The following is a 25,909-nucleotide window of genomic DNA, read 5'->3' as shown; positions in this document are numbered from 1 at the left end:
GTCTCGGCCCGGCCCCGCATCCCGATCGATCACACCCGGAGCATCGGGGAGACGATTCAGGGTTGCGTTTGACTCACAACCTCGGAACTCAACTCGATCGCGCGTGCCTCTGGGATGTCAAGCGCTTCCACCACTTGCCCCGCCGCCTCCGCGAAGAAGAGTGGACCGGTCACGCTGAGGAGAAACCCGGGCGTGGGCGGATGGTAGGCCTCTCGCTGCAGAGTGAACTTCTCTCCACTGGGCAACGCGAAACCGAAGCTCAGCCATTCGGCCAGTGAGTCCACTCCGACGTCGGGCCGCCCCCAACGGCGATAGAGCGCCATGAGGTCGACCTGCACCAGCGCCAGGTAGCGGATGTCCCTCGACGATATTTCTTCGTCCGGGATTCGCCGAATGTTCGTAAAGTCTGGTTTCACCTCAAGATTCTACCCAGCTCCCGGGATGACGATCGGGATAACGATCGAGGTGACGGCCCGTCAGGCGCGGTCATGGAGCGTGACGTGGTAGCCGTCGGGGTCGGCGAAGGTGAACGTCCGACCGAAGGGGCCGTCGACGGGGGCCGAGACGATGGTGTGGCCGGCGGCGGCGAGCGCGTCGTGGATGGCCTGGACCTCCGTGGCGTGGAACCAGAGCGCCACCCCGACGCCGGGCTGCGGGACGGACGCGAGGTCCGTGCCGGGGACGAGCTCGCGCAGTGCGAACGCGATCGGCTTCGTCTCGAAGACGACGGCGTGCGGAGGCCCGGCCTGCGAGCGGACGAGGCCGAGGTACTGCTCGTAGAACGCCTGCGAGGCGTCGAGGTCGCTCGTCTGGAGCGAGAGGAAATCGGGACCGGTGGCGGGCATGGCGGTGCTCCTTCGCGTCGCACTTCGTGTCAGTTATCTGACATGCACCACTGTATGTCAGACTTCTGACATGAGTCAAAAGAGCCCCGGCGTCGACCTGGACACATCACTGGGCTACCTGCTCAAAGAGGCTTCGAGCGCTCTGCGCGCAGCCATGGAGGAGGTGCTGCGGCCACTCGGCATGACCGTGACGCACTACTCCTGCCTGGAGCTGCTCGCGCAACGGCCGGGCATGTCGAACTCCGAGCTCGCGCGCGGCGCGTTCGTGACACGGCAGACGATGAACGTGCTGCTCCAGACGCTGGAGCGGGACGGCTACGTGGTCAGGCCCGCGGAAGCGGCGGTCGGGAAGGTTCTTCCGGCGCAGCTCACGCCCCGCGGCCGGCAGAGCCTGGAGAAGGCGACCGCGGCGGTCCGTTCCGTCGAGGTCAGAATGCTGGCCGGTATGACCGAGACCGAACAGGCAACCGCGTTCCGGGTCCTGCGGAGCATGGTTCGCTCCCTGCGCGAGGGCGACCGCGACGACGGCGTCTAGCCACGACGGCGTCTAGCCGCGACGGCGTCCAGCCACGGCCGCGCCGAGGCCCCTCAGCGCGGCAGGTCCGGTTCCGACCGGACAGCCGGAGGGTGGAGGCCGCCGACTAGAATGTTCTTTCATGTCGAAGCCTGACGAGTTGCTCTCCGCTGTCGCAGCCCTGGTGGAGTCCGGGCACAGCAACCAGATGTCCCTGACCGTCGTCGCCGGGGGCGCTGTCATCACCGGCCGCCTGGCCCCGGAGTCCGTCTGGAGGCAGCGGGTCTCCGAGGTCCTGGCGGACTCGGACCGGCTGAGCGAGTTCGCCGCCGTCTTCACCTCCGCCGCACGCAAGGAGGGGCCGCCCACGCATCTGCATTTCCATGTGGCCCGGATCCTCCAGGGATCGGTGGGAATCCCGGAGACGGGCGGGATGTACCGCGTGGCCATCGAGGATGTCAGCGCCTGGACCATGGGCGACTTCAGCTACTCCGACCACTGACCCGCCCACGCCCCGCAGTCCACCGCCCTCCGTCGGCCGGACCACCAGCGCCGTCCGCTCGAACCGGCCCCGTGCCCGCCCGTCAGGCGGCCGCGGGGCCGCCGAGCAGTGCAGAGGCCTGCTGGAACGGGCTGAGCACACGCCGAGGCGCGACAAGTCCGCGCTCGGGCACGGCGGTTACGGCCGTCGCGGCGCGGCCGGTGCAGGTGAAGCCGAGTCGGCTCATGGCCCGGAGGACTTCGCTCGCGCTGAAGTCGCGGCGGTCCTGGCGGGTGATGACCTGCCCGACCTGCTTGACCGGGTAGGTGCGCCGCCCGATGATCACGGCCTCACCGCTGACCTGCTCGGGCTTGATGCCCCTCATCGACTCCAGGACGCCGCTCTTGGTGAGGTCGAAGGGGAAGCGGGCGATGACACAGCGCATGTTGCCTCACAGAGTGAAGGGCGAAGGGCGAAGGGCGAAGGGAAAGCGGCGAAGAAGCCGCGAGAAGGGCGAGGAACGGTCGCGAAGGCTAGGCGGCCGCACCGAACGACGACTGACGCCCCGTCGCACGCCGGGGGGCGGAGGCGGAGCCGCGCCGTCCGCGCGGGGCCGCACTGCGCCGACGCCGCTCGGCCACCGGCGCGGTGATCGTCACGGGGATGCCGGACGGGGCCTGGGATCCGGTGATCCGGCTGAGCGCCTCCTCGCCGGAGCGGACCTGCGTGGTCAGGGGAACGATCCCGGCGGCGGTCATCAGGCGGGTCATGTCGCGGCGCTGGCCGGGCGTGACCAGGGTGACGACGCTGCCGGACTCCCCGGCGCGTGCGGTACGGCCGCCGCGGTGGAGGTAGTCCTTGTGGTCGGTCGGCGGGTCGACGTTGACGACGAGGTCGAGGTGGTCGACGTGGATGCCGCGCGCCGCGACGTTCGTGGCGACGAGGACGGTGACGTGCCCGGTCTTGAACTGGGCAAGGGTACGAGTCCGTTGCGGCTGGGACTTCCCGCCGTGCAGAGCGGCTGCCCGTACGCCGCTGTGCAGCAGGTGATCGGTGAGCTTGTCCACCGCGTGCTTGGTGTCCAGAAACATGATCACCCGGCCCTCGCGCGCCGCGATCTCGGTCGTCGCCCGGTGCTTGTCGCCGCCGTGGACGTGCAGGACGTGGTGTTCCATCGTCGTGACGGCCCCCGCGGACGGGTCGACGGAGTGGACCACCGGGTCGGTGAGGTAGCGGCGGACCAGGAGGTCGACGTTACGGTCGAGGGTCGCGGAGAACAGCATGCGCTGGCCCTCGGGGCGGACCTGGTCCAGGAGCGCGGTGACCTGCGGCATGAAGCCCATGTCGGCCATCTGGTCGGCCTCGTCCAGCACGGTGATCGCGACCTGGTCCAGGGCGCAGTCGCCGCGCTCGATGAGATCCTTGAGCCGTCCCGGGGTGGCGACGACGACTTCCACGCCGCCGCGCAGCGCGCCCGCCTGCCGGCTGATGGACATGCCGCCCACCACCGTGGCCAGGCGCAGCCTCACCGAGCGGGCGTACGGGGTGAGCGCGTCGGTGACCTGCTGGGCCAGCTCACGCGTCGGTACGAGGACCAGAGCGAGCGGCTGACGGGGCTCGGCACGCTGTCCGGCGGTACGGGCCAGCAGGGCCAGGCCGAAGGCGAGGGTCTTGCCCGAGCCGGTGCGCCCGCGGCCGAGGACGTCACGGCCCGCGAGGGTGTTCGGCAGGGTCGCGCCCTGGATCGGGAACGGAACGCTCACGCCCTGCGCGGTGAGCGCGGCCAACAGCAGCGCGGGCATGTCGAGTTCGGCGAACGCCTCGACGGCGGGCAGTGCGGGGGTGAGCGTCTTCGGCGGTGCGAACTCGCCCTGGACCACGACGGGCCGCCGACCGCGGCCGACCGGACGCGGGCCGCTCGGGCCGCCGGTACGGCTGCGGTTGCGGGAGGTGCGGGAGGTGCGGTCGTTCGTACGGGTGGAGTTCACAGGAAACCTTCCTTGATACGGCACGTACCAAGGAATTCCCGCAGCGGAGAAACAGCGCGGGGAATCACAGGAACGGGCCGAAAGAAACGTGCGAGATATTCCGACGCGCAGGCGGAAGAGAGCACGAAATATCAGATACGGGATGCGGGCGAGGTCAGGCGGGAACGATGTTCTCGGCCGTCAGGCCCTTCTGGCACGACACGATGTCGAAAGTGACCTGCTGACCTTCGAGCAGTTCACGGAAGCCGTCGGCGGCTATGTTGGAGAAGTGGGCGAACACATCGTCCCCGCCGCCGTCCTGCTCGATGAAGCCGAACCCTTTGGCCGCGTTGAACCACTTCACAGTGCCGGATGCCATGTCATGTCTCCCTTGGGCAGTACGCCGGGACCGTGAGGTACGGATGCCGGGTCGCCGCGGTGATGCCCCACCCGGAGAACGATGTCCGGAGAAACCGAAGCGCCTGCACCAGCCGGAAATCGGCGGCGGCGCTCGAAGTTTGGGAAACAGCAAGACTGCAACTGGGAATGACAGTAGCACGCCGTAGTGATCCGGATGCCGAGAATAACCCCGCTCCCCCACTCGAAGCAAAAACCCTCTTCGCCCGACGAACCGAAACCTCACGCGACGGCCACAGATATTGCCCCGCCCGGGGCGCAGCGTTTCAGGTACGAGGAATCAGAAAAAGAGTTCACGCTTGCACTCCGACATTTTCCGAGAACCTCAGTACGCCATGGCCACCGTGCACGTCGGGCTGCCCGCCGAGGCGGAGGAAGAGGTCTTCACGTACGACAGGTCGGCCTGCCGGCCGGGCGCCGGCGGAGAGCGGCGCCCCACCCGCCGCCGACCGCACGCCAGGCCAGGCCAGCCGGTATCGCGGAGAACCCGTCAGTGCAGCAGGTCCAGCTCCGCCCGGACCGTCTTGCCCGGGTTGCGGTCGAAGACCGCCCAGCGGTCCGCCAGGGCCTCCACGATCAGCAGCCCGCGCCCGCCGTCGGAGCCGCCGTCCGGCACGGTGATCTCACCGGGGCCGGGCGGCCGGCGCTCGCCCCGGGTGTCGGACACCTCGATCCGCAGGAGGCCGGGCGCGGCCGGATCGCCGGGCATGTACGACAGCCGCAGTTCGAAGTTGCGACCGGGCACCCGGCCATGGGTCGCCGCGTTGGCCGTCAGCTCACCGATGATCAGGGCCGCCGACTCCGACGCGTCACTGAGATACGGGATGCCCCAGGTGTGCAGCTTGTGGAGGCCGACGCGGCGGGCGAGCCGGGCGCCGCGTGGATCCGCGCGGTATTGACGGTTGAACACACGTACGGTTACGGGGGGTTGGGTCTTCGTAGACGCTTCCATGCCCCCAGATTCCGGGCCCCGGCCCCGCTCCACCAGGTCAGCAACCCGTACGCTCAGTCAGCGTACGGGTGCGAAGGGTAGACGGTACGGGTCACGTTCCGTGAGCATGGACGGGTCGCGGACCAGGACAGGCGCACGGGGAGGTGGCCGTACATGACGCACGGCACGGATGGCATCGACAGCACGACGTACGGGACCTTCGGCAACGGCGGCACGGGCCGCACCGAACCCGAACCGCACTACAACCTCAAGATGTTCGGGGAGATCGTCAAGACCTTCCGCAAACGGGCCCGGATGACCCAGGAACAGTTCGCGCCGCTCGTCGGGTACTCCCTGGAGACCATCGCCTCCATCGAACAGGGCCGCCGCCTCCCGCCTCCGGACTTCGCGGAACGCGCGGACAGTCTCCTCGACGCATTCGGGGTGATCCTGGCGGCGGCGAAGCATCTGACGCGGCGGAAGGGGCTGGCGAGTTGGTTCCGGCAGTGGGCGCTGCTGGAGTTGGGCGCGCTGAGTCTGTACACGTACGAGTGCCGGTTGATTCCGGGGCTGTTGCAGACGCCTGCGTACGCGCGCACGCTGTTCACCGACCAGTTGCCGCCGCTCGGCGACGAACAGATCGAGGCGCAGCTCGCGGCTCGGCTGGAACGTCAGGAGCTCCTGCGGAACCGGCCCAACACCGCGTTCACCTTCATCCTCGAAGAGCACCTGTTCCTAAGGGAATTGGGCGGCGAGGAGGTCACCAGGGAGTTGATCGACCACGTCCTCGACCTGTCCGAGCTGCGCAATGTGGACATCCAGATCATGCCACTGGTACGGCATCACCACGCGGGACTGGACGGGCCGATGCAGCTGCTGGAGACCCCGGACCACCAGTGGCTGGGCTACTTGGAGGGACAGGAGCACGGACAGTTCATCTCCGACCCCAAGGTGATCAGCGCACTCCAGATGCGGTGTGCCAGTATGCGTTCACAGGCTCTCTCGTTGGACGATTCCAAGGGCCTGATGCGGCGTATGCGAGGAGCGAGATGAGCACCACAGACCTGGCCTGGTTCAAGAGCAGCTACAGCGGCGGCTCCGGCGACTCCTGCGTGGAGGTCGCGCTGGAGTGGCACAAGTCGAGCTACAGCAGCGGCTCCGGCGACTCCTGCGTCGAGGTCGCCGCATGCCCCTCCACCATCCACGTACGCGACTCCAAGATCGAGGAGAGCCCGCAGCTCGCGCTCACCCCGACCGCCTGGACGCACTTCCTCGCGTACGCCGCCCAGGGCTGACGAGCTTCCTGTCTCTCCGTCAGCCGCCCTGCTGCGCCCGGGCGGCTGACCGCATCGGCTCCGCGCGCAGCCGGGTCGCGTACCAGGTCGGGGCAAAGCAGATGTAGACGTACATCACGACGGCGCTCGCCGTGGGGTCGATGGCGTAGGCCGGGTTGTCCGCGACATGCGGCAGCAGCAGGGCGACGATGTAGGGAATGCCGGCCAGTGGGGCTGCATGTCGATCGTCGTGCTCGCGTTGCTGGCGGCCGGGATCTGGGTCGGGCTGCTGGGCAGGGACATGATCCTCGACACGCCGCCGGCGCTCTGCGGCAGCCAGGTCATCGAGGAGGGCGAGACGTGTGAGCGCTACTCCCGGTCCACGGGCGGCACGACCGACTCGTTCGGCGCCGATGAGGCCGCCGACCGGCAGGACTCGGCCAAGGATTTCTTCGGCTGGATCGTCGTCGCCATCGGAGGCGCCATCGGCCTGGCCGGAGTGGGAATCGCGGTACTGGCGGTCAAGTACCGGAAGGACGAACGGCCGGAGGGTGGGGCGGCAACGGGTTCCGCGTAGCGGCCGCCGGTCCCCGCGCGAACGTGCCTGCCCGGGTCATGCCTCCTGACCGTCCGTCACGGGCAGGCACTCGGCGAGCAGGTCGACGACATCGCGCCAGGCGCGCCGCGCGTGTTGTGGGTGGTAGCCGACGCCGGGGACCGTGGGGTGGTCGACCGGCGGGTGGTGGAAGGCGTGCAGGGCTCCGCCGTAGACCGTGAGACGCCAGTCGACGCCCGCGCCCTGCATCTCGGCGGTGAAAGCGGTCCGCTGCTCGGGCGGCATGATCGGGTCCTCCGAGCCGACCCCGGCCCACACCGGGCAGCGGATGCGCGCCGCCTCGCCCGGGCGGCCCGTGGTGGTCGCGTTGACCGTCCCGATCGCGCGCAGGCCGACACCGTCGCGGCCGAGCTCCAGCCCGATCGCGCCCCCGGTGCCGTAGCCGATGGCGGCGATCCGGTCGGGGTCGGTCCGCGGTTCGGCGCGCAACACGTCGAGCGCCGCATGGCCGATGCCCCGCATCCGGTCGGGGTCGGCGAGCAGCGGCAGGCAACGGGCCAGCATCTCCTCGGGATCGCCCAGATAGCGCCCGCCGTGAAGGTCGAAGGCCAGCGCCACATAGCCCCGTTCGGCGAGCGCATCGGCCCGGCGGCGCTCGACGTCGCTGAGCCCCATGCCCTCCGGCCCGATCAGCACCGCGGGCCGGCGGTCGGCACCGGCCGGGAGCGCGAGGTGCCCGACCATCGTCAGACCGTCGGCCGGGTACTCGACCGTACGCGTCGTCACGGTCGTCACCGCCGTCACCGCCGTCACCTCGCCACCGTCGTCGTCATCGCCGTCGTCGTCATGAGACGGGACTTTAGTGACCGTCGAGCCCGGTCCGGCCGGTGTTCTGCCGACGGCAGAGCAGCGAGGCTAACCGCCTGTCCGGGTGTCGAGGCCGCCCCTGATCAGGTCGGTCAGTGCGGTGACCGTGTCGTCGGCGGACACCCGCCCTCGGTTCAGCTCGGCGGCCATCGCCTCCGCCGCGCCGAGCACTCCGGCGCACCGCAGCCGGAGGGCTTCGGGGGTGTGGCCGGAGTACGGCAGCAGCGCCGCGGCCATCAGCTCCGTATAGCCGTCGAGCATCTCGCGCTGGACCGCCTCCATCTCCGGATTTCCTTTCAACGCGGCTGATACGGCGTTGAGTTCCGGCATGTCCGTGGCGCAGGCGAAGTACGCGGCGCTGATGACGCGGGCGGCCTCGTCGGCGGTGGGCGCGGCCTCCTCCAGCGCCTGGACGATCGCGGCGCGGTGACGTTCGTCGAGGCGTCGGTAGAGCGCGAGCAGCAGGCCGGGGCGCGTGCCGAAATGGTCGTACACGATCGGCCTGCTCACCCCGGCGGCCTCCGCGAGGGTGACCAGCGTCAGGCCGTCGGTGCCGTGGAGCCGCACGATCGTCACGGCGGTGTCGAGCAGCTGCTCCCGCCGGGCCTGCTTGGGCAGACGGGTCGAGGTGGTGGCCATGGTCCTCCGTTGTGTCGCCCTCCAGGCTATGTTACAAAACGTAGGCTACAAAATGTAGCTTCATGGATGCGAGGGTTCACGGTGGAACGGTCGAAACCAGTACTGATCTTGGGTGGTTCGGGGCAGGCGGGCTCGGACACCGCCGCTCTGCTGCGCCGGTGGCACCCGGAACTGCCTCTGACGATCGCGGGTCGCGACATCGACCGCGCGCGGCGGGTGGCCGACGACCTCGGCGGCGCGACAGCCGTGACCGTTGATCTGCGGCGCGGCGATCTCGGCTTACCGGCCGGGCACAGCTACGCGGCGGTGGTCGCCGCGCTGTGGGACGACCGCCTGAACGGGCTGCGCTACGCGCAGGACCACGGATTGCCCTACCTCAGCATCTCCAGCAGCCTGGTGGACATCGCCCCGGAAGCCCTCGCCGCCGCACAGCGCGGAAACACCTCGCCGGTCCTGGTGGCCGGCCACTTCTGCGCCGGTGCCGTCGTGCTCGCGACGCTGGCCTCGGCCCGGGAGTTCCACCGGGTCGATACCGTCCGGATCGGCGCCGTACTGGACGAGTCGGACACCGGCGGGCCCGCAGGGCAAGCGGATCTGGAGCGGTGGGCGGTCGCCACCACGGCGGGGACGGTACGCCGGGACGGGGTCTTCACCTGGGTCGACGGTCCGGACGCCGAGGCGGGTGTGTCCCGTACCGACGGCGTCGTCCTGCCCGGCCGGAGCATCGCCGTCCTCGACGTACCGAGCCTCGCCCTCGCCACCGGAGCAGCGAACGTCCGCTTCGACATGGCCGTCGGCGAATCCACGGCTCGCCGTCGCGGCGACGCCGCCTCCAGCGAGATCCGGATCGACCTCGAAGGAGTGGATCCGACCGGTGCACCGCTCAGCAGCAGCCGCTACCTCGTCCACCCGGCAGGACAACGTCCCCTGACCGCACTCGGTATCGCCCTCGGTGTCGAGCGGCAGCTCGGCCTGCGCGGCGAAGCCGTCCCACCGGGCCTCCACACGCCTGAGACCCTGGTCGACCCGGCGTACGCGGCCGAGCGCATGGCGGAGATCGGCGCCGTCTTCATCGACAACTGAGCATCAGACGGGTGGCATCAGATCGCTCTCGCTGATGGTGTACGTCAGCGAGGGGTAGACGAAGTCCGTTTCCTTGTTCTCACGGCGTCGCAGTCGGTAGAACTCGCTCTGCTGCTCGTCGTCGGCCGATGTGAGACGCGCACCCTGCGGAAGGTGCGCGTGTCCGTCGCGAAAGCGGACCAGCGTCTTCGACGTCCGGAAGGTGACGCCCAGCCAGGTGTTGTCCGCCGTCCGGTCGGGCGCGTCCAGGACGATTCTGTGCTTGAGTCGCCGATTCGACGCGACGGAGAACACGACGACGCTGTTGTGGGCGAGAGGAACCTCGAACTTCTCGCCGCCGGAATCACCGGAATCAGCGGCCGCCTCTTTCACTTCGAAGATCAGCTTCCTCGGCGGGCTCGCCTCCGGGTGCTGATAACAGGAGAAGACCGCGATGAACGAGTCGTCGGCCAGATCAAGAGCCTGGTCGGAATGGAAGCCCATGGTCGTATAGGCGTTCGTGTAGCTCTCGATGAGGGCGTTGTTGAATTCGACGGATGAAAGCTCCGCGCGTTCCCGGATCTGTTGCGCCAGCCGCTCGTGCACCGCCCGGAAGCGCTGCGCCGGGCTTCCGTACCGCGTGGTGGTGCGCACGAGCGGCACTCCACCCGCCTCGTCGACCCTGGCCAGCGTGGCGCCCCGCCGGCCCTTGCCCACGTCTTCCCATCGAACCGATTCCGACAGCTCCGCGAAAGGATTCGGCTCGATGGGCAGCGCGTACGAGCGGATCTCGTCCGAGAGGTCCGAGAGGTCAGACCCGGGGCGCATCGTAGTCTCCGGAGTTCATGCTGAAGAGGAACTTGTCGCCGTAGTCGATGAAGGACGCGGTCCTGTTCTCCTCGGCGTACAGCCTGCGCAGATCCTCCATGCCGTCCTCGGTGGGCGGCCCCAGCTTCACCAGGCCTCCGGCCTTCTTGAGGAAGGTTTCGCCGTCCTTGTGCACGGCTTCGGCGCTCGAACAGCGCACCACGTATCCCAGGCGGGTCGGCAGCAGCTCGGCGTCCAGACCCGAGGGCCGGATCTCGTGCGTGTACAGGCGGTTGGTGGACAGCGGCATGAAGAAGACGGAGCCGGGATAGAGCGTCAGCGTGAACTGCTGCGGGAGCGCGGTCTCTTCGGGCCCCTCCGCTCCCTCCGCCGACTTCTTGAGGCGGAAATGCAGTCTGGTCAGGCCGCTGGCACGCTTCACCCCGTAATCGAAGGGGTCTTCGGCCAAGGGGCGCAGCTTGTCGAGCCCGTCATAGAACGTACAGAAAGCCATGATGCCGTTGGCGGGCATGTCCTTGGTCTTGTCGGCATGGGCCGAGATCTTGGCCTTGGACTGCTTGCGCTCGGGCGTGGCAAGGGTGTTGTGGTAGACCTGCGCGAGGACGTGATTCAGCGGCGCCCGGTCCCGGAAGACGTCGGCGGCCTCACGGTTCAGCGCATCGACAATCTGCGTGTCGGTCGGGCGGAAGCTTTCGGTCGGTCCCGAGAAATTCGTGGAGCACCGGAGCAGGCGGAAATGCAGCCCGTCGCCGTTTTCCGTGACGGGCGTCAGATAGATTCCGCTGCGGTGGGCGGTTCCGGGCTTGTTGGATTCCGTCAGGGACTGGAATGCGTGCTCGGCGCTGATCCGTCCGAAGTGATCGGCGTCGCGTTCGAAGAAGCGGCGGTAGTACACGCCGACTCCGTGCACGCGGAGGGGCACCCTGCCGATGCCGACGACGGCCCACGGTGCGTCGGCGCCCCCGTCGTAACCGGTCGACAGCTCGCCGACGACGAACACCCAGTCGGCCGCGCGCAGTTGGCGGTCGCTGATGCCGGATACATCGCCGCACAGGTATACGGTCTTCCCCGCGAGGTCCGACGCACCGGAGGCAAGGTGCTCCGGAGTGATCGTGGACCCGAAGAATTCCCGGACCACGTCGTCGTCCTGCAATGCCGAAGGAGCGACCAGGACGTTGTTCGCGTCCTCGATGCGGGCTTCTGATACCTCTGTTGTATACATCGGACGTGATGCTCTCACGGGGTCTCGACGGCGAGCAACGAAGTTCTCCGTGGTCTCTAGTAACGTAAAGAGGTAATGATCTGACTCATGGGCCTCCTGGCGGGCTGCGTGAACCCCAGGAGGAACCACATGACGACCAACCGTGGACGCAAGGACGTCATCCGCGACCGGATGGCCGCCACCGGCGAGTCCTACAACGTCGCCGCCCGCAATCTCAAGGCCATGAAGGACATGGGCGCCACCCGCGAGGCCGTCCTCGTGCAGCGCTGGACGCCCGCCGACTCCTTCGACGTGCCGTGTCCGTGCGGCGGGACCTGCGAGCCGGGCGAGACCTGCGACCACTGCCACGCCCGCCACCGCCATGTGAAGCGCTACCCGGGCTCCACCACCGAGGTCGAGACCTGGGCCGATCGCTACGAGTGCACCGGCTGCTCCTCCTCGTACACCCTGACCATCCACCTGGCCGGGCGGCCCTGGGGCGTCGCGGAGACCGTCGTCCGGGGCGGGTCGGCCGAGGAGATCGTGCAGGCGACGGTCTTCCCGGGCGTGATCCACCCGCTGCTGCGGTCCGAGGCGGAGACGTCTTCGGACGGGTGATCCCCCGCCGTGAGGGTGACAGCACTGTGCCCCCGCCTCCTCCCGCGTATGCCGGGAGGGGGCGGGGGCACAGGTGTGAGCCCGGCCGGGCTCAGCTCTCGTCCGGCGCCAGGGTCAGCGAGATCGAGTTGATGCAGTAGCGCTGGTCCGTCGGGGTCGGGTAGCCCTCGCCCTCGAAGACATGGCCCAGGTGCGAGCCGCAGCGGGCGCAGCGCACCTCGGTGCGGACCATGCCGTGGCTGCGGTCCTCGATCAGCTCGACCGCGTCGGTGTCCTTCGGGTCGTAGAAGGACGGCCAGCCGCAGTGCGACTCGAACTTGGTGTCGGAGCGGAACAGCTCCGAACCGCAGGCCCGGCAGGAGTAGACGCCCGCCGTCTTGGTGTCGGTGTACTCACCCTTGAACGCGGGCTCGGTGCCGGCCTGGCGCAGCACCGCGTACTCGGCGGGGCTCAGCTCCGCCCGCCACTGCTCGTCCGGCTTCTCGACGTCGTACGACACGTCCCGCTCCTCAGCTCGACAGGTGGCCGCTCGATCCGGTCGCCACTCGGCTACCGGTCGCTCGACAGGTGGTCCAGGATGCGCGGGCCGAGGTCGGTGACATCGCCCGCTCCCATGGTGAGAACGAGATCACCGGGCTTCGCCATTCCCGCGACGGCGGCGGGCACGTCCGCCTGGTCGTGGACGGCGGCGACCTCGGCGCCCGCCGCCTTCGCCGCGTCGATGATCAGGGCGCTGGTGATGCCCGGGATCGGGTCCTCGCGGGCCGGGTAGATGTCCAGGACCACGGAGGCGTCGGCCAGCGCGAGGGCCTGGCCCATCTCGGTGCCCAGCTCCTGGGTACGGGAGAACAGGTGCGGCTGGAAGACCACCAGAATGCGGGCGTCGGCGGCCGCGCCGCGCATGGCCTCCAGGTCGGCGGTCATCTCGGTGGGGTGGTGGGCGTACGAGTCGATCACCTGTACGCCCGCCGCCTCGCCCTTGAGCTGGAGGCGGCGCTTGACCCCGGTGTACGAACCGAGGGCGGAGGCCAGATTGTGCGCCGGGATGCCGAGGGCGACCCCGGCGGCGAGCGCGGCGACCGCGTTGTGGGCGTAGTGGGCGCCGGGGACCGAGACCGTGAAGGTGAGGAACTTCCCGTTGAGGAGGACGGTGACCTCGCTGGTCAGGCCACGCGGGGTGACCTTGTGGACGCGTACGTCGGCGTCCTCGGCGGAGCCGTACGTGACGACCTTGAGGTCGGACAGGTCGCGGACCCGGCGGGTCAGCTCGACCGCGCCGGGCTGGTCGGCGGAGATGACCAGGGTGCCGCCGGGGACGATCTTGCCGACGAAGGTCTCGAAGGAGTCGTAGATCTCGTCCATCGAGGCGTAGTTCGCGTGGTGGTCCAGCTCCACGTTGAGGACGATCGCGACCTCGGGGTCGTACTTCTGGAAGCTGCGGTCGCTCTCGTCCGCCTCCGCGACGAAGATGTCCCCTTCGCCGTGCGTGGCGTTGGTGCCGGGGCCCTCCAGATCGCCGCCGATGGCGTACGAGGGGGCCAGGCTCAGCGAGGAGAGGGCGACGGCCAGCATCGACGTCGTCGTCGTCTTGCCGTGGGTGCCGGCCACCGCGATGGCGCGCAGGCCGTTCATCAGCGAGGCCAGCGCGTCGGAGCGGTGCACCACCGGGATGGCCAGCTCGTTCGCCCGGAGCAGCTCCGGGTTGTCGGCGCGGATGGCGCTGGAGACGACCACACAGGACGCGTCGTCGGCCAGGTGGCCTGCCGCGTGTCCGATGTGCACGGTCGCCCCCAGCGCCCGCAGCGATGCGGCGGTGGCGGACTCCTTGGCGTCGCTGCCCGCCACCTTCGCCCCGCGCTGCGCGAGGATCTTCGCGATGCCCGACATTCCGGCGCCGCCGATGCCGATGAAGTGCGGTCGTTCCATGGCGGCGGGAATGCCGGGTGCCATCTGTGCTCCTAGGGTCCGTGACGTGGCGGCGCGGTACCGGCTTGCCTCCGGTGGCCGCGCGGCTTCAGCCTATTCGCTGTGCGCGAAGAGCTTGAGCACCGGGACGCCCACCTTGTGCCGGGCCCGGGAGGCCCAGTCGCGGTGGAAGAACTCCTCCACGTAGTGCGGGGCCGTCAGGACGATCACCTCGTCGGCGCCCGCGTCCTCGACCACGGTCTTCAGCTTGTCGAGCGGGTGATCCTCGATCACCTGTCCGACCGCTTCGGAGCCCGCCTCGCGCAGTGCCCGTAGGGAGTATTCGAGGCCGATCTCGGCGGGTTCGCGGGCCTCGTTGCCCTCCGGCTCCTCGCCCTCGCGGACCGCTTCCTTCAGTTCCCCCATCGCCACGTCGTCGATCGCGCGCAGCAGGACATCGGCCTGGTCACCGCGCGGCTGCAACAGAACGACGAACGAGATCCGCTCCTCGCCGTGGAGAGTGGTGACGAAATCCACGTCCTCGGGAGTGAGCGGCTTCTCGATCATCAAAACGCTTGTGAACACGACAGGCGCCCTTCCGCTTCTTCGTCTCGTCGACTGCCGGCTCGACCGTCGACGGTCGTTTGCTGAAACCATCCTTCCCCGCGCTTCCACGGGGACTGCAGGGGTAAGTGTGCCCAGCCGAAGCTAAGCGGAACGGGAAATTCCGCTAACTGTCAGTCCGACGGTACCGAGTGAAGAGGAAACCGGCCTCTTCCAGCAGCGATGCCAGGAAAAAACGTTCCGGCACGGCGACCCCGGGGCCCCCGGCGATGCGCTGGGCGTCACCCGCTGTGAGCATCGGGGAGATCGTCAGGCACAGCTCGTCCAGCACACCGGCGGCCACGAACTGACCGAGCAGCCGGGGTCCGCCCTCGGTGAGCTGCCGGGTCAGCCCCCGGCCGGCCAGCTCGCGCACGGCACGGGCCGGGTCCACCCGGGTGCCGTCGCCCGCGATCACCACCTCGGCGCCCGCCTTCCGGGCCGCCGCGATCCGGTCGGCGGGGGCTCCGGCGCCGGTCACCACGAGGGTGGGGACGAGCGGCTCGGTGAAGAGCGGCAGCGAGAAGTCCAGGTCCAGGGAGCCGGTCACCACCGCGACGGCGGGCGCGGGCCCCTGCCCGGCCGCCGCGCGCCGCGCCGCGAACGCCTCCCGGGCGCGGGCCGGGCGGTACCCCTCCTGCCGTACGGTCTCGGCCCCGGCGATCACCACGTCGGCCAGGCCCCGCAGGGTGCCGAAGATCCGCATGTCGGCGGCGCAGGAGATGGGCTGCGAGCGGCCGTCGTGCTGGGCGGCCCCGTCGAGGGTGGAGACCATGTTGGCGCGCAGCCAGGGAGTCCCGGCGGCGAGGCCGGCGGGGTAGGGGTACGCCTCCGCCAGCTCGTCGAGGCTCCACTCGCGGTCGGGGGCGGCCGGGCCCGTCGTTGTCAGGTCCGTCACAGGGAACAGGCTTCGCATGGGTTGCAGTCTGGCACGGGCCTTAGGGTGGAGAGTTGTGTCGTCATCCACCGCGTTTCCGGGGCAGAGCCCCCTTTCCGAAACGGCCCCGCTGTCCCTGTGCGCCCGTGAGCCGCACGTCCCCGCAGACCGTCTGGTCGCCGAGATGGTGCCGCCGCCGCGCTTCGATTCGGTGCGCTTCGACACGTACGTACCCGACCCGAACCAGCCCAGCCAGAGCGAGGCCGTCACGGTCCTGGCGGGCTTCGCCGCCGGGCTCGGCGGGTCGCACGCGACGGGCGCCGGGCGGCGCAAGTGGTTCGGAAGCAGGAAGCCGGCCGCGCCGACCGGGCCGCGCGGGGTCTATCTGGACGGCGGCTACGGCGTCGGCAAGACCCACCTGCTGGCCTCCCTCTGGCACGCCACGCCCGCCGAGCCGTCGCTGAAGGCGTTCGGCACGTTCGTGGAGCTGACCAACCTGGTGGGCGCGCTGGGCTTCCAGCAGACCGTGCGGACCCTGAGCGGGCACCGGCTCCTGTGCATCGACGAGTTCGAGCTCGACGACCCGGGCGACACCGTGCTGGTGTCCTCGCTGCTCAGCCGGCTCGTGGAGGCCGGGGTGGCGCTCGCCGCGACCTCGAACACCCTGCCGGGCAAGCTCGGCGAGGGCCGGTTCGCCGCCGCCGACTTCCTGCGCGAGATCCAGGGCCTGTCCGCGCACTTCCGCCCGCTGCGCATCGACGGCGAGGACTACCGGCACCGGGGTCTGCCCGAGGCCCCGCCGCCGTACGACGACGAGCAGGTCACCCGGGCCGCGTACGCCACTCCCGGCGCGTCCCTCGACGACTTCCCCGGGCTGCTGGAGCACCTGGCCCGGGTCCACCCGAGCAGGTACGGCGCGCTGACCGACGACCTCGGCGCGGTCTGCCTGACCGGGGTGACGGCGGTGCCCGACCAGTCGACCGCGCTGCGCCTGGTGGTGCTGGCCGACCGGCTGTACGACCGGGAGGTGCCGGTGCTCGCCTCCGGGCTGCCGTTCGACAAGCTCTTCAGCGACGAGATGCTGAACGGCGGGTACCGGAAGAAGTACTTCCGGGCGATCTCCCGGCTGACGGCACTGGCGCGTGACGCGAAGGGGCTGGTGGCGCAGTAGGTTCGGGGGCGTAACGCAAGGGGGTACCGAGCGCACTGCGAGGCGCCCCTTGTTGTCCCGTACCACCGCGCACACCGTCCGAAGGGATCCAGCATGGCTACCACGCGTCAGGCGCACACGAACTGGGAAGGCAACCTGATCGAGGGCAAGGGGGTCGTCACCTTCGACTCCTCCGGCATCGGTGACTACCCGGTCTCCTGGCCCTCCCGCTCGGAGCAGGCGAACGGCAAGACGAGCCCCGAGGAGCTCATCGCCGCCGCGCACTCCAGCTGCTTCTCGATGGCGCTCTCCCACGGACTCGCCCAGGCCGGCACCGCGCCTGCCAAGCTGGAGACCAGGGCCGAGGTGACCTTCCAGCCCGGTACGGGCATCACCGGCATCCACCTCAGCGTCGTGGGCGATGTGCCCGGTCTCGACGAGGCCGGCTTCGTGAAGGCCGCCGAGGACGCCAAGGCGAACTGCCCGGTCAGCCAGGCGCTGACGGGCACGACGATCACGCTGTCGGCCTCGCTGGCCTGATCTTCCGCGGACGGCTGCTCCCAACGGGGCCCGTCCCAGCGGCAACACGGGGCGCGGGGGTACGCATGGTTCCCCCGCGCCTCAGTGCGTGCTACACACGTGCGGGTCACTTCACCTGTCCGCCAACAGGGAGTCACCTCATGTCAACCGCACCCCGCACCACCGCCACCCGACGTCAGGTCCTGGCAGGCAGCGGCGCAGCCGCCGCGGTCGCCTTCACGGGGGCCTTCTCCGAACTCTTCGCGGGCACGGCCGCCGCACGCGGCCACGGCGGCTACGGCCCCCTCGTCCCCGACCCGGACGGTCTGCTCGACCTGCCGAAAGGATTCCGCTACCGGGTGCTGTCCCGGGAAGGCGAACCGCTGCGCTCCGGCGAGGGGCCGGTGCCCAGCAACCACGACGGGATGACCGCCCTGCGCGGCCGCAACGGGCGGGTCCACCTCGTCCGCAACCACGAGAACCGGCACACGGCCGAGATCGGCGTACCGACCGTCGAGGGGCTGACCTACGACCCGGCGGCCAAGGGCGGCTGTACGTCGCTGGAGCTGGACGGCCGCAACAAGGTGCTCGGCGAACGCGTCGCCATCGCGGGTACGGCGGTGAACTGCGCGGGCGGGCCCACCCCCTGGCACACCTGGCTGACCTGCGAGGAGACCGAGGACAAGGCCGGAACCAACGGCTACACCAAGGACCACGGCTTCATCTTCGAGGTGGACGGCGCCGATCCGCACCGCACCGGGGCCGTCCCGCTGACCGCGATGGGCCGCTTCCAGCACGAGGCGATCGCCGTCGACCCGAAGTCCGGGATCGTGTACGAGACCGAGGACGCGTTCGAGAAGCCGTTCGGGCTCTTCTACCGCTTCCTGCCCGAGAAGCCGCTCGGCGGCACCGGTTCGCTGCGGGCGGGCGGGGCGCTGGAGGCGATGCGGGTGCCGGGCGTGCCGGACCTGTCGGCCGTCCAGGAGACCGGCGCGAGCTTCGACCGGATCGAGTGGGTTCCCGTACCGGATCCGCTGGCCGCCGGGACGGCGATCCGCTTCCAGGACTTCGGGCCGAAGGGCATCACGCACGCGCAGAAGCTGGAGGGCTGTTACTGGGGCGGCTCCTCGGTCTACTTCGTCTCCAGCTTCGCCCACCGCGACGAGGGCTCGGCGGCCGACCACTACGGGCAGGTGTGGCGGTACGAGCCGAAGAAGCGGCGGCTCACCCTGGTCGTGCTCTTCGGCCCGGACACCGACATCCAGCTGCCCGGCGAGTCCCCCGACAACATCTGTCTGGCGGCCGACGGCGGGCTGATGGTCTGTGAGGACGGCGGCGGCGCGCAGCACGTGCTCGGGGTGACGCGGCGCGGCGAGGTGTACGCGATGGCGCGCGGGCGGCAGAACATCGGGACGCCCGAGGAGCCGGAGTGGGGCGAGTTCGCGGGCGTCACGTTCTCGCCGGACGGCTCGACGATGTACGTGAACTGCTACACGCCGGGGACGACGTTCGCGGTGACGGGGCCGTGGTGCTGAGGTAGCCCGCTCCGGCGCTTCGACGGAGTGCCGGGCCCGCCGGAGCGCCGTCAGAAGATATGACCATCTTGTCGGATATTTTCCGTGAGTGATCACTGCTGCACGGAAGATGACGACACTGACGGTCCTGGGGGCGCTGACCGGCGCCGCCCTGACCGGGTGCGGGGGCGCGTCCCCCGCACCCGCTCCCCCGGCCGCTCCCACCCCCCTTTCCCAGGCCTCCTCCCCTGCCTCCGCCCCCGCCTCCGCCGCACCGGAGAAGCCGCCCACGATGGCCCCCGGTCCGGCGGGCCGCATCCCGGTCTTCGAGCGGAGACCGGCGGGCGGGGGCACGGCCGGCCGCTCGGCGGAGAAGGTCGTGGCGCTGACGTTCGACGCCGACATGACGGCCGATCAGGGCCCCCGGGCGGCCTCCGGCGAGCGTTTCGACAACCCGGAACTGATCGCGCTGCTGCGCCGGCTGAAGGTGCCCTCCACCGTCTTCATGACCGGGCGCTGGGCCGAGGAGTACCCGGCGCAGGCGAAGGCCATCGGCGCGGACCCGCTGTTCGAGGTCGCCAACCACTCCTACAGCCACCACGCCTTCAGCGCCCCCTGCTACGGCCTGCCGGTGGTCGGGAAGGCCGCGATGACCCGCGATGTGGAGCGCGCGTTCACGGCGTTCCGGAAGGCGGGCGTACGGAACGTGGTGCCGTACTTCCGCTTCCCCGGCGGCTGCTACGACGACACGGCACTGCGCGCACTGGCCCCGGCCGACGTGACGGCGGTGCAGTGGGACGTGGTCAGCGGCGACGCGTTCGCGACGGATGCGGGGGCGGTGGCCGAACAGGTGCTGGACGGGGTGCGGCCGGGGTCGCTGGTGGTGATGCACTGCACCCGCAGCGCGGCCCCGGCCACCGAGGCGGCGGTACGCCGGATCGTGCCGGAGCTGCGCGAGCGCGGCTACCGCTTCGTGAAGGTGTCGGAGCTGATGGACGACGCCGCCCGGTAGGCGCGACGGGTTCCGACGGCCGACAGCGGCACGCGCCGCGGGCCGACCGTCGTGCCAGCGGCCGAGCTGTGGGCCGGTCGTCCCGTCAGCGTCCGAGCTGGGGGCCGATCTCCGTGCGGGACGAGACTCCCAGCTTCCGCAGGGCACGTGCCACGTGGTGCTCGACCGTCCGGTGCGAGAGAACCAGCTCGCGCGCGATCTCACGGTTCGACAGACCCAGCGCGGCCAGCCGGGCCACCGCCCTCTCCCGGGGCGAGAGATGGTCGCCGTACCCCAGCGCGCCGGGTCTGCGGACGGTGACCTGGCCGTGCTCCCGCAGTCCGCGCTGACACCGCAGCACATCCCATACGGCACCGAGGTCCTGGTAGGCCGCGATCGCCTCGTGCAGCACCGTGCGCCCGCCCGCCGCGCCGGTGGCCAGCAGGTGGAGGCCCAGGGCCTCCCTCGCGTACGCGGCTTCGCAGGGGCGCTCCAGCTTCGTCCAGGCGTCCGCGGCGGCCGCGTACAGCGCGTCGGGCGTACCGCTTCCGGCCCTCGGGCCGTCCGTGGCGGTGAGCAGGGCCCGGCAGGTGAGCAGGGCGGCTCGGGCGGCCGGAGCGTCCCGGCCGGCGATGCCCTCGGCCAGCTCCGCGACCAGGCGGTGTGCCTCGCCGGGGCGGCCGTCCCGGATCAGCGCCTCGACGGCCGGGGGCGCGAGCGCCGTCGCCCACACCCACGCACCCGTACGGCGGACGTGGTGCAGCGCCCCCTCCACCGCCTGGACGGCCCGGGCGGGGCGGGCGGCCGCCAGATGGACCCGGGCGACGGCGGCCGCGGCGGAGGTCAGCACGACGCCGGTGTCCAGCGCGGTCGTCCGAACGGCCTGCTCCAGGAGGCGGCGTGCCACATCCGTCTGCCCCTTGGTGTGGAGGCGGAGCAGTCCGCAGACCAGCAGGGCCTCCGCGTGGAAGTCGGGCACGTTCCGGTACTGCTCCTCGGCGCGCCCGGCCCGCTCCAGGAGCCCCTTCCACCGGCCGCCCGTGTAGGCGGCGACGACGTCCGTGGTCTCGACGAACGCTTCGAGATACGGGGCATGGTTCGTCCGCACCGCCTGCCACGCCCGGGCCTGGAAGGCACGGGCACGCTCCGGGTGTCCCAACGAGGCGGCGGCGCCCGCGAGGTTGGCGTGCACCCTCGCCGCCGCCTCACCGGTGAGGGTGCCGGGCAGGTCGGCCACCGCCGCCCACGCCGACGGATCGCCCATCAGGGCCAGGGCGGTGGCGCGGTTGGCCAGCACCGCCGAGCGCAGGTCCTCCTCCTCGACCCGGGGCAGCAGCCGCTCCGCCTCGGCCAGCAGCCGCCGGTGCTCGCCGACCGGCCAGCCCTTGAGCGAGGGGATGGCGGTGATCGCCAGCGCCCGTGCGGCCTGCCCGGTGGAGACGCTGAGGAGATCGGGAACCGCGCGCGCTATCTCCTCCAGCGCCTCAAGACCGGAACCCGACTGGTTGCGCAGCAACAGCCCCAGGAGCAGCCGGATCTCTCCGCTCGGGCCGGGTCCGAGGGAGTGCAGGCCGAGCACCTGCCGCAGGGCGGCGGGCACCTCCGGGCCGGGGCGGGCGTTCAGCGCGACCCGGGCGAGCTTCAGCGCGATCCGGTCGCGGGCGACGGGCGAGGGGCCCCCGCGCAGGGCGTCGAGATAGTGGGCGGCGGCCGTACCCGCGTCTCCGCCCCCGGCCGCCCGGTCCGCGGCCGCCTCCAGACAGCGCGCCGCCTGCGCGCCGCGGCCCGCGCGCCGGTAGTGGCCAGCCATTTCCGCCAGCGGAAGGGGGCTCGTGTGCCGGGCCAGGGCGCGGGCCGCCCGCAGGTGCAGCACGGGCCTCTCCGGTTCGGCGACCGCCTCGTAGGCGGCCCGGCGCGCCAGGTCGTAGGGGAAGGTGTAGGAGCCGCCCGCCGCCCGGACGCACCCTTCCCGCAGTGCGGCGGCGAGCGCCCGGCGCGTCTCCGGCTCGTCCAGCCCCGCGACGGCTCCCAGCAGTTCCACGGGCGCGGGGTCGCGGAGGACGGCCGCCGCGGCGACCACCCGGCGCGCCGCCGGAGGAAGGTGACGCAGGCGCTCCACCACCACGCGGCGCACGGACGCGGGCAGGGGCGGCTCCGGCTCCTCCGCCGCCTCCGTACGCGGCTCCGTACGCGGCTCCGTGCGGGCGGGCCATCCGCGCAGCACCTCCTCGACGACGTAGGGCAGGCCGCCGGTCCAGCGGTGCAGCCGCTCGGCGAACTCCTGCGGCACCGCCGGCGCGCCGAGCAGATCGGCGGCCAGCGCCCCGGTCTCCGCCGCCGACAGCGGCGCGAGGTGCCGCTCGGCCACCGTGACATGAGCCGGTGCGCGCAACGGGAACGGGAGCCCGTCGCCGCCCTCGGCATCGGTGTGGGGAACGGTGTGGCCGCGGGCGGTGAGCACGAGCCCCAGGCGCGGCGGCGGGTCGGAGACGACCGTACGGAGAACGGCGCGCGTGGACGCGTCGGCCCACTGGAGGTCCTCCACGACCAGAACGACGTCCCCCAGTGACGCCGTCAGCGCATACAGGGCTCGCAGGACACGGTGGTGTTCGGCGGCCGGGTCCCCCAGGGGAGGCGGGGCGGGCGGGAGGCGACCGGCGAGGTCGGGCAGCAGTCCGCGAAGGGCCCCGGTCACCGTCGGCAGGTCTGCGGGGAGGGCCGCCGCCAGCGCCTCGGACGGGCCGAGGGCCTCGATGATCGGTGAGAACGGGAAGGACGGCCCGTCCGGCTCCTGGCAGCGGCCGATCAGGGTGACGGCGCCCGGTGGCGTGGCCCGTCGGAGGAGTTCCCGTACGAGCCGGCTCTTCCCCACCCCCGCCTCGCCGGTGATCACCACGACGGCGGGTCTGCGGCCGAACTCCGCGCGGACGTCGTCCAGAAGGGCGGACCGTCCGATCAGGACACCGGGGGCGGAGGGCGGCGGCTGTGCGTTCACGGCTTCCTTCCGCACCCCTGGGCGGCATCGGCATGACGGGCGGACGGGCGGACACGATGCGGGGCGGACGCGACTCGGGCAGACGTGAAGCGGGCGGACGCGAAGCAGGCCGACGCGATCCGGCCGGGCCGGGCCGCCGGACGGCCTCATGATGGCCCGTCGCGACGGCGGTGGATAGAGGGGGGACGTCCGCGGCGCATGTACGGGCGCCGCATACGTCCCCCGTCCGGCCGGACCTGCTCGGACCCGGAATCAGAACTGGAGCGACCAGGCGTTGATGTAGCCGGTGTCGTTGACCCAGTTGTCGGTGACGCGGAGCTTCCAGACGCCGTTGGCGGGCTTGCCGGAGGCGTCGACCGTGAACGTGCCCTGGACGTTGTCGGCGCTGTCGGCGGAGTTGAAGTTCTTCAGGACGGCCGTACCTCCGCCCGGGGGCAGCAGTTCGACCTTGAGGTCGCCGCGGAAGGTGTGGCGGATGTCGAGGGTGACGGACAGGTTGGCGGGGGCGTTCCCGTCGATGCCGGTCACGGTGATGGGGGACTCGACGGTGGCGTTGTCGCGGATCTGGACCTGGCCGGTGCTCTCGAACTTCCGGCCGGGGGGATCGGTGGGGTCCTCACCGCCGGCGCCGGTGAACAGCAGGCGGTTGGGCGAGCCGGGGCGGGCGTCGCTGATCTTGTCCGGGGTGGCGTCGGCGACCAGCTTGTCGCGGACCTGGGCCGGGGTGAGGGTCGGGGAGGCGGCCAGGAGGAGTGCGGCCGCGCCGGCCGTGTGCGGGGATGCCATGGAGGTGCCGCTCATGGACTGGTTGGCGCTGTCGCCCGCGTTGGACGTGGAGATGATGTTGTCGCCGGGCGCGAAGATGTCGAGGCAGGTGCCGTAGTTGGAGGCCTGGCCGTTGCTCCAGCCGGTGGCGCGGGCGTCCGAGCTGTTCGTGGCGCCGACCGTGATCGCCGCCGGTGTGGACGAGGGCGAGTACTGGCAGGAGTCGGCGTTGTTGTTCCCCGCCGCGACGACCCAGGTGATGCCGGAGGCGATGGAGTTGCTGACCGCGTCGTTGATGGACTGGGTCTTGCCGCCGCCGACGCTCATGTTCACCACGGCGGGCTTCTTGGCGTTCTTGGTGACCCAGTCGATGCCGCGGAGGACCGGGTCCCAGGTGGTACCGGACGAGCCCTGGCAGTTCAGCACGCGAACGCTGACGATCTTGGCGCCCTTGGCCACTCCGTAGGAGCTGCCCGCGACGGTCCCGGCCACGTGTGTGCCATGCCCATGACAATCCAAGGCATTGGAGTCGTTGTCGATGAAGTCGTAACCGCTGGTGGCCCGCCCACCGAAGTCGCCGTGACTCAGCCGCACCCCGGAGTCGACGACGTAGACGGTGACGCCGGAGGCGTCGCTGGGGTAGGTGAAGCTCCGGTCCAGCGGGAGGCTGCGCTGGTCGATGCGGTCCAGGCCGTACGAGGGCGGATTGGGCTGGGTGCCGGTGGCGTAGGCCGCTCCGTCCGCTTCGACCCGGGCCACCGAGGGGTCGGCGGCCAGGCGCTTCGCCTTCTCCTCGCTCATCTTCACCGAGAAGCCGCGCAGAGCGGTGGTGTAGGTGCTCCTCACCTCGCCCGCGTGGCGCTCGGACAGGGACTTCGCGACGGAGGGTATCTCCGTACGGGCCACGGAGTCCTTGAGGGTGACGATGTAGGAGCCTTCGACCGCGCCGGGGCGGTCCGCACCGACGATGCGGCCTTCGCCTCCGCCCGGCGGTACGGGCGCGGCGGTGGCTCCGGCGGTCGAGGCGGCGCCGACGAGCAGGGCGGCACCGGCGCCGAAGGCCAGCAGTCTCCGCACCGTGCGAAATGGACGATCCACAGTTTCTCCTCATGATGCGTCAGGCCCGGTCGGGCCTGGTGGGGGTGGGCCGCTCGGCACGGGGGCGCCGCGGAAGAGGCGGGGTGACCGGAGGTCAGGTCCGGCGGCCGTGGGACGACCTGCGACGAGACCCGCCGTTCGACGCCTTCGGGCCACCCAGAGTGTGCGGGGCTCGGGCAGCACCTATCAATGCGTGGCGCTACCTAAAGGAAGAGGGGGCGGCGTGCGCGCCGGCCGTTGCCGGTCGCGCCGGACCGCTGAACCGGGCTGGCGCGCTACGGCCGGCGACCCTGGGCTCGTTTCCGCGAGTCCTGAGAGACTCACCCCATGATCATCGAACGTGCGTACGCGAATGTGGCCTCGTACGACCGGTCGGAGTGGCCCTGGTCGGTGCCGTGTGTGCGTCAGCTGCTGGAGGAGGGACTGCGGATCACCGCGCCGGTGACCTTCCTCGTCGGCGAGAACGGCTCGGGAAAGTCCACCCTGGTGGAGGCCATCGCCGAGGGCTTCGGTCTGGACTCCTGGGGTGGCTCCCACGACTGGCGCTACGCCAGCCATCGGCCCAAGTCGGTGCTGGGTGAGCGGATCCGGCTCGACGCGACCGCGTACGGGCGGCGCATGATGGGCAGCTGGTCAGCCCGTAAGGGGTTCTTCCTGCGCGCCGAGACGGCGCTGGACGCCCTGGACCGGGAAGGATTCGCACCGGACTCGGTCAGTCACGGCGAGGGCTTCCTCGCCGCGTTCCGGGGCAAGTTCTTCCGGCCGGGGCTGTATGTGATGGACGAGCCGGAGGCCGCGCTGTCGTTCTCCTCCTGCCTGGAACTGCTCGGTCACATCGACCAACTGGTGAAGAACGGTGGCCAGGTCATCTGCGCCACCCACTCCCCCCTCCTCACCGCTTTTCCCGGCGCGGACATCGTGGAGATCGGCGAGCACGGCATGCGTCGCGCGGCCTGGAGCGACTTGGCTCTGGTCGATCACTGGCGCCGCTACCTCGCCGACCCGCAGTCCTACCTGCGGCACGTCCTCGACTGAACCGGTTACGGGAGCCCTCAGCCGGAACAGGCCGTGCGGCCCGCCTCCTGCCAGGCGCAGACCGGGCAGAGCGTGGCGCCCTTCGTCGACTCCGGGTACTCGGTCGGCTCGCGGCACAGCACGCACTCGGCGTACGGAGGTCCCTCGGCGGCTCCGGCGGGCGGGGCGGATGCGATCGGCCCCGGGGCCTCGCAGTACGAACCGTTCGTGTCGTGCGTGTCGTCCGTGTCCACGTCCACGAGCCTACTCATCCGCCC

At 70.8% G+C, this 25,909-nt stretch carries 29 protein-coding genes; 12 read left to right on the top strand and 17 right to left on the bottom strand.

Annotation, left to right across the window (positions count from 1 at the left end):
- Positions 1-56: 56 nt before the first annotated feature.
- Both ACSMXR_RS29955 and ACSMXR_RS29950 read right to left on the bottom strand, forming a co-directional pair.
- The gene (locus tag ACSMXR_RS29955; protein WP_473170313.1) at positions 57-416 is read right to left on the bottom strand and encodes a hypothetical protein; all 360 of its coding nucleotides are present in this window, start codon (positions 414-416) and stop codon (positions 57-59) included.
- A gap of 60 nt (positions 417-476) precedes the next feature.
- On the bottom strand, positions 477-845 hold the full coding sequence (locus tag ACSMXR_RS29950) for a VOC family protein (protein WP_137230589.1): 369 nt from the start codon (positions 843-845) through the stop codon (positions 477-479).
- A gap of 70 nt (positions 846-915) precedes the next feature.
- On the opposite strand from ACSMXR_RS29950, the gene ACSMXR_RS29945 reads away from it, so the two are divergent.
- Positions 916-1,380 (top strand): MarR family winged helix-turn-helix transcriptional regulator, encoded by a 465-nt coding sequence (locus tag ACSMXR_RS29945; RefSeq protein ID WP_137230587.1) that lies wholly within the window; start codon positions 916-918, stop codon positions 1,378-1,380.
- A gap of 121 nt (positions 1,381-1,501) precedes the next feature.
- Positions 1,502-1,861, top strand: coding sequence for a hypothetical protein (locus tag ACSMXR_RS29940; RefSeq protein ID WP_086778838.1), 360 nt, complete (start codon positions 1,502-1,504; stop codon positions 1,859-1,861).
- A gap of 82 nt (positions 1,862-1,943) precedes the next feature.
- Here the strand turns inward: ACSMXR_RS29940 and ACSMXR_RS29935 are convergent, their stop codons facing one another.
- The 4 genes from ACSMXR_RS29935 to ACSMXR_RS29920 all read right to left on the bottom strand — a co-directional run bounded on the left by ACSMXR_RS29935 (position 1,944) and on the right by ACSMXR_RS29920 (position 5,176).
- On the bottom strand, positions 1,944-2,285 hold the full coding sequence (locus ACSMXR_RS29935) for an SCO5918 family protein (protein ID WP_473170312.1): 342 nt from the start codon (positions 2,283-2,285) through the stop codon (positions 1,944-1,946).
- A gap of 88 nt (positions 2,286-2,373) precedes the next feature.
- Complete coding sequence (locus ACSMXR_RS29930) at positions 2,374-3,828, bottom strand: DEAD/DEAH box helicase (RefSeq protein WP_473170311.1); 1,455 nt, start codon at positions 3,826-3,828, stop codon at positions 2,374-2,376.
- Between the two features lie 154 nt (positions 3,829-3,982).
- On the bottom strand, positions 3,983-4,186 hold the full coding sequence (locus ACSMXR_RS29925) for a cold-shock protein (protein WP_473170310.1): 204 nt from the start codon (positions 4,184-4,186) through the stop codon (positions 3,983-3,985).
- A 528-nt stretch (positions 4,187-4,714) separates the two neighbouring features.
- Positions 4,715-5,176 (bottom strand): ATP-binding protein, encoded by a 462-nt coding sequence (locus ACSMXR_RS29920; RefSeq protein ID WP_170994457.1) that lies wholly within the window; start codon positions 5,174-5,176, stop codon positions 4,715-4,717.
- Positions 5,177-5,329: 153 nt separating this feature from the next.
- Between ACSMXR_RS29920 and ACSMXR_RS29915 the strand changes: the two genes are divergently transcribed.
- The 3 genes from ACSMXR_RS29915 to ACSMXR_RS29905 all read left to right on the top strand — a co-directional run bounded on the left by ACSMXR_RS29915 (position 5,330) and on the right by ACSMXR_RS29905 (position 7,006).
- A complete protein-coding gene (locus ACSMXR_RS29915; RefSeq protein ID WP_473170309.1) occupies positions 5,330-6,208 on the top strand; it encodes a helix-turn-helix domain-containing protein in 879 nt (292 codons plus the stop codon).
- Positions 6,205-6,450 (top strand): DUF397 domain-containing protein, encoded by a 246-nt coding sequence (locus ACSMXR_RS29910; protein WP_473170308.1) that lies wholly within the window; start codon positions 6,205-6,207, stop codon positions 6,448-6,450. The genes ACSMXR_RS29915 and ACSMXR_RS29910 overlap by 4 nt, the downstream gene beginning before the upstream one ends.
- A gap of 166 nt (positions 6,451-6,616) precedes the next feature.
- Entirely contained in the window at positions 6,617-7,006 is a 390-nt protein-coding gene (locus ACSMXR_RS29905) for a hypothetical protein (RefSeq protein WP_473170307.1), read from the top strand.
- Between the two features lie 36 nt (positions 7,007-7,042).
- Here the strand turns inward: ACSMXR_RS29905 and ACSMXR_RS29900 are convergent, their stop codons facing one another.
- Together ACSMXR_RS29900 and ACSMXR_RS29895 are read right to left on the bottom strand one after the other, a co-directional pair.
- Positions 7,043-7,780: a dienelactone hydrolase family protein gene (locus ACSMXR_RS29900; RefSeq protein ID WP_137230760.1), complete on the bottom strand. Its 738-nt coding sequence runs from the start codon at positions 7,778-7,780 to the stop codon at positions 7,043-7,045.
- Positions 7,781-7,900: 120 nt separating this feature from the next.
- Positions 7,901-8,491 carry a TetR/AcrR family transcriptional regulator gene (locus tag ACSMXR_RS29895; RefSeq protein ID WP_473170306.1) on the bottom strand — a complete coding sequence of 197 codons (591 nt, stop codon included), beginning with the start codon at positions 8,489-8,491 and terminating at the stop codon, positions 7,901-7,903.
- A gap of 108 nt (positions 8,492-8,599) precedes the next feature.
- Between ACSMXR_RS29895 and ACSMXR_RS29890 the strand changes: the two genes are divergently transcribed.
- Positions 8,600-9,574: a saccharopine dehydrogenase gene (locus tag ACSMXR_RS29890; protein WP_473170305.1), complete on the top strand. Its 975-nt coding sequence runs from the start codon at positions 8,600-8,602 to the stop codon at positions 9,572-9,574.
- Between the two features lie 3 nt (positions 9,575-9,577).
- On the opposite strand, the gene ACSMXR_RS29885 is transcribed toward ACSMXR_RS29890, so the two are convergent.
- Together ACSMXR_RS29885 and ACSMXR_RS29880 are read right to left on the bottom strand one after the other, a co-directional pair.
- Entirely contained in the window at positions 9,578-10,381 is an 804-nt protein-coding gene (locus ACSMXR_RS29885; RefSeq protein WP_473170304.1) for an alpha-ketoglutarate-dependent dioxygenase AlkB, read from the bottom strand.
- On the bottom strand, positions 10,365-11,603 hold the full coding sequence (locus ACSMXR_RS29880; RefSeq protein ID WP_473170303.1) for a hypothetical protein: 1,239 nt from the start codon (positions 11,601-11,603) through the stop codon (positions 10,365-10,367). The genes ACSMXR_RS29885 and ACSMXR_RS29880 overlap by 17 nt, the downstream gene beginning before the upstream one ends.
- A 129-nt stretch (positions 11,604-11,732) precedes the next feature.
- Between ACSMXR_RS29880 and ACSMXR_RS29875 the strand changes: the two genes are divergently transcribed.
- A complete protein-coding gene (locus ACSMXR_RS29875; protein ID WP_381793638.1) occupies positions 11,733-12,200 on the top strand; it encodes a hypothetical protein in 468 nt (155 codons plus the stop codon).
- 91 nt (positions 12,201-12,291) lie between these two features.
- Here ACSMXR_RS29875 and msrB read toward each other — a convergent pair whose 3' ends face one another.
- The 4 genes from msrB to ACSMXR_RS29855 form a co-directional block, all read right to left on the bottom strand.
- The gene (gene msrB, locus ACSMXR_RS29870) at positions 12,292-12,699 is read right to left on the bottom strand and encodes a peptide-methionine (R)-S-oxide reductase MsrB (RefSeq protein ID WP_137230560.1); all 408 of its coding nucleotides are present in this window, start codon (positions 12,697-12,699) and stop codon (positions 12,292-12,294) included.
- Positions 12,700-12,749: 50 nt separating this feature from the next.
- Entirely contained in the window at positions 12,750-14,150 is a 1,401-nt protein-coding gene (murC, locus tag ACSMXR_RS29865) for a UDP-N-acetylmuramate--L-alanine ligase (protein ID WP_218524349.1), read from the bottom strand.
- 69 nt (positions 14,151-14,219) lie between these two features.
- Positions 14,220-14,672: a hypothetical protein gene (locus ACSMXR_RS29860; RefSeq protein WP_030079682.1), complete on the bottom strand. Its 453-nt coding sequence runs from the start codon at positions 14,670-14,672 to the stop codon at positions 14,220-14,222.
- Positions 14,673-14,835: 163 nt separating this feature from the next.
- Complete coding sequence (locus tag ACSMXR_RS29855) at positions 14,836-15,624, bottom strand: pyrimidine reductase family protein (RefSeq protein WP_364882417.1); 789 nt, start codon at positions 15,622-15,624, stop codon at positions 14,836-14,838.
- A gap of 37 nt (positions 15,625-15,661) precedes the next feature.
- Here ACSMXR_RS29855 and zapE point away from each other — a divergent pair, with 37 nt between their 5' ends.
- From zapE to ACSMXR_RS29835, 4 genes are all read left to right on the top strand, one after another.
- Positions 15,662-16,756 carry a cell division protein ZapE gene (zapE, locus tag ACSMXR_RS29850; protein WP_218524351.1) on the top strand — a complete coding sequence of 365 codons (1,095 nt, stop codon included), beginning with the start codon at positions 15,662-15,664 and terminating at the stop codon, positions 16,754-16,756.
- A 93-nt stretch (positions 16,757-16,849) separates the two neighbouring features.
- Positions 16,850-17,275: an OsmC family protein gene (locus ACSMXR_RS29845; RefSeq protein ID WP_381847692.1), complete on the top strand. Its 426-nt coding sequence runs from the start codon at positions 16,850-16,852 to the stop codon at positions 17,273-17,275.
- A 140-nt stretch (positions 17,276-17,415) separates the two neighbouring features.
- Positions 17,416-18,789 carry an alkaline phosphatase PhoX gene (locus ACSMXR_RS29840; protein WP_473170302.1) on the top strand — a complete coding sequence of 458 codons (1,374 nt, stop codon included), beginning with the start codon at positions 17,416-17,418 and terminating at the stop codon, positions 18,787-18,789.
- 109 nt (positions 18,790-18,898) lie between these two features.
- Complete coding sequence (locus tag ACSMXR_RS29835; RefSeq protein ID WP_473172461.1) at positions 18,899-19,780, top strand: polysaccharide deacetylase family protein; 882 nt, start codon at positions 18,899-18,901, stop codon at positions 19,778-19,780.
- A gap of 85 nt (positions 19,781-19,865) precedes the next feature.
- On the opposite strand, the gene ACSMXR_RS29830 is transcribed toward ACSMXR_RS29835, so the two are convergent.
- Positions 19,866-22,754, bottom strand: a complete 2,889-nt coding sequence (locus ACSMXR_RS29830; RefSeq protein ID WP_473170301.1) for a helix-turn-helix transcriptional regulator — start codon at positions 22,752-22,754, stop codon at positions 19,866-19,868.
- Between the two features lie 252 nt (positions 22,755-23,006).
- A complete protein-coding gene (locus tag ACSMXR_RS29825; RefSeq protein ID WP_473170300.1) occupies positions 23,007-24,617 on the bottom strand; it encodes a S8 family peptidase in 1,611 nt (536 codons plus the stop codon).
- Positions 24,618-24,944: 327 nt separating this feature from the next.
- Between ACSMXR_RS29825 and ACSMXR_RS29820 the strand changes: the two genes are divergently transcribed.
- The gene (locus ACSMXR_RS29820) at positions 24,945-25,652 is read left to right on the top strand and encodes an AAA family ATPase (RefSeq protein WP_376186713.1); all 708 of its coding nucleotides are present in this window, start codon (positions 24,945-24,947) and stop codon (positions 25,650-25,652) included.
- A 17-nt stretch (positions 25,653-25,669) separates the two neighbouring features.
- Here the strand turns inward: ACSMXR_RS29820 and ACSMXR_RS29815 are convergent, their stop codons facing one another.
- Positions 25,670-25,903 (bottom strand): hypothetical protein, encoded by a 234-nt coding sequence (locus tag ACSMXR_RS29815; protein WP_170994456.1) that lies wholly within the window; start codon positions 25,901-25,903, stop codon positions 25,670-25,672.
- Between the last annotated feature and the right edge of the window lie 6 nt (positions 25,904-25,909).

Source organism: Streptomyces sp. DSM 106670 (assembly GCF_055792845.1).
The sequence above is the reverse complement of the archived record's forward strand: the minus strand, read 5'-3'. Positions and strand labels throughout refer to the sequence as shown.